Origin of the sequence: Streptomyces sp. (genome assembly GCF_031181555.1) — a bacterium.
Classification (GTDB): Bacteria; Actinomycetota; Actinomycetes; order Streptomycetales; family Streptomycetaceae; genus Streptomyces; species Streptomyces fimbriatus.
The window spans coordinates 12,607-14,916 of record NZ_JAPSKQ010000156.1; the positions used below are offsets into that span (position 1 = coordinate 12,607).

The 2,310-nt window shown below is 72.9% G+C and carries 2 protein-coding genes and 2 pseudogenes; all 4 read right to left on the minus strand.

The window, feature by feature from the left end:
* Positions 1 to 117 (minus strand): annotated as a pseudogene (locus tag RIM90_RS25290) (Uma2 family endonuclease); the annotation flags it as partial.
* A gap of 71 nt (positions 118 to 188) precedes the next feature.
* Entirely contained in the window at positions 189 to 1,472 is a 1,284-nt protein-coding gene (locus tag RIM90_RS25295; protein ID WP_309063058.1) for a thymidine phosphorylase, read from the minus strand.
* Positions 1,473 to 1,542: 70 nt separating this feature from the next.
* A complete protein-coding gene (locus tag RIM90_RS25300) occupies positions 1,543 to 1,956 on the minus strand; it encodes a cytidine deaminase (protein ID WP_309063059.1) in 414 nt (137 codons plus the stop codon).
* Positions 1,953 to 2,310, minus strand: a pseudogene (locus RIM90_RS25305) (ABC transporter permease); the annotation flags it as partial. The gene RIM90_RS25300 and the pseudogene RIM90_RS25305, both read right to left, overlap by 4 nt.

Consider the following 2,310-nt stretch of genomic DNA (forward strand, 5'->3'; position numbering starts at 1 on the left):
CTTGCTGCCCTCGGGCCACTCCGTCTCCTCCCAGAACCGGACGAGGTCGTCCCGGTTCTGGTCGGGCTCCTGGCTGACGGTGAGTGCGCTCACGGCGGTCTCCTGTCGGTGCGTCACCGATGCCGGCGTGCCGAACGGGACCGGCGGCGGTCCGCCGGTCCCGTTCGCCCGATCGAGGAAACCCCAGGTCAGGCGATACGTTCCAGCACCACCGGCGACGGCGTGAAAGCCGTGCCGGGGGGAGCGATGTCGTACGCGCCCTCGACCGCCGCGAGGGCGTACTCGAAGCGCTCGGGCGTGTCCGTGTGGAGGGTCAGCAGGGGCTGGCCCTCCGTCACCGTGGCGCCGGGCTTGGCGTGCAGCTCCACGCCCGCCCCGGCCTGCACCGGGTCCTCCTTGCGGGCGCGGCCCGCGCCGAGGCGCCAGGCGGCGACGCCGATGTCGTAGGCGTCCAGGCGGGTCAGGACGCCGGAGGCGGGCGCCTTCACCACGTGCTGCTCGCGGGCCGTCGGCAGGGGCGCGTCCGGGTCGCCGCCCTGGGCCGCGATCATGCGGCGCCACACGTCCATCGCGGAGCCGTCGGCCAGGGCCTTGGCCGGGTCGGCGTCCTTGATGCCGGCCGCGTCCAGCATTTCGCGGGCCAGGGCCAGGGTCAGCTCCACGACGTCCGCGGGGCCGCCGCCCGCCAGGACCTCCACCGACTCGCGGACCTCCAGCGCGTTGCCGGCGGTCAGGCCGAGCGGGGTCGCCATGTCGGTCAGCAGGGCGACCGTCCTCACCCCGTGGTCGGTGCCCAGGCCGACCATCGTGCGCGCCAGCTCGCGCGCGTCGTCGATCGTCTTCATGAAGGCGCCCGAGCCGACCTTCACGTCCAGGACCAGCGAACCCGTGCCCTCGGCGATCTTCTTCGACATGATCGAGGACGCGATCAGCGGGATCGCCTCCACCGTGCCGGTGACGTCGCGCAGGGCGTAGAGCTTCTTGTCGGCCGGGGCCAGGCCGTCGCCGGCCGCGCAGATCACCGCGCCGACGCCGTCCAGCACGGAGAGCATCTCCTCGTTGGACAGCAGGGCGCGCCAGCCGGGGATCGACTCCAGTTTGTCCAGCGTGCCGCCGGTGTGGCCGAGGCCGCGGCCGGACAGCTGGGGGACGGCCGCGCCGCAGGCCGCGACCAGCGGGGCCAGCGGAAGGGTGATCTTGTCGCCGACGCCGCCCGTGGAGTGCTTGTCGGCGGTGGGACGGGACAGGGACGAGAAGTCCATGCGCTCGCCGGAGGCGATCATCGCGGCCGTCCAGCGGGCGATCTCACGCCGGTTCATGCCGTTGAGCAGGATGGCCATGGCGAGGGCCGACATCTGCTCGTCGGCCACCTCGCCGCGGGTGTACGCGTCGATCACCCAGTCGATCTGCTCGTCGCCGAGCTCGCCGCGGTCCCGCTTGGTGCGGATGACGGAGATGGCGTCCATGGCCATGGGGGCGTTCCTTCCGAACGGTCAGAAAGTGCGCGGCCCCTCCGGACGAAGCAGAGGGGCCGCGCGGGAGTCACTTGGTGAGGTGCTGCGGGCCGAAGGCCTGGGGCAGCATCTCCGACAGCGGCAGGATTCCCGCCGGGGTCTCCAGCAGCAGTCCGGGTCCGCCGAACTCGTACAGCAGCTGGCGGCAGCGGCCGCACGGGACGAGGATCTCGCCGTCGCCGTCCACGCAGGTGAAGTGCGTGAGCCGGCCGCCCCCGGTGCGCTGCAGCTCGGAGACCAGTCCGCACTCGGCGCACAGGCCGAGCCCGTAGCTGGCGTTCTCGACGTTGCAGCCGGAGACCGTGCGCCCGTCGTCGACCAGGGCGGCGACGCCGACCGGGTACCCCGAGTAGGGGACGTAGGCGTGGGTCATGGCCTCCCGGGCGAGTGCGCGCAGCGCCTCCCAGTCGACGTCGGCCGCGGCCGTCCCGGGCGGGGTCACTTGCCCTGTCCCTTCCGGTACGGCATGCCGTCCGCCTTCGGCATCCGCAGCCGCTGGGCGGACAGGGCGAGGACGACGAGGGTGACGACGTACGGCGTGGCGGAGACGACCTGGTTGGGGACCTCGTTGGTGCCGGCGTACCAGGCGAAGACGAGGGCGCCGACGACCAGGGTGATCGCCGCGTGGACGTACTTCTTGCGGACGGCCAGCCAGATCGCGCCGATGACCAGCAGCAGGGCGCCGAGCAGCAGCAGGGCGTGCACGTTGGCGGAGCCGCCGCGCAGGTTGAGGCTGTCGGTGTAGCCGAAGAGGCCGGCGCCGATGGCGAGGCCGCCCGGCATCCAGTTGCCGAAG

Coding starts and splice junctions, on each gene's coding strand:
- RIM90_RS25295 (WP_309063058.1), bottom strand. CDS start 1,472: ATGGCCATGGACGCCATCTCCGTCATCCGCACCAAGCGGGACCGCGGC.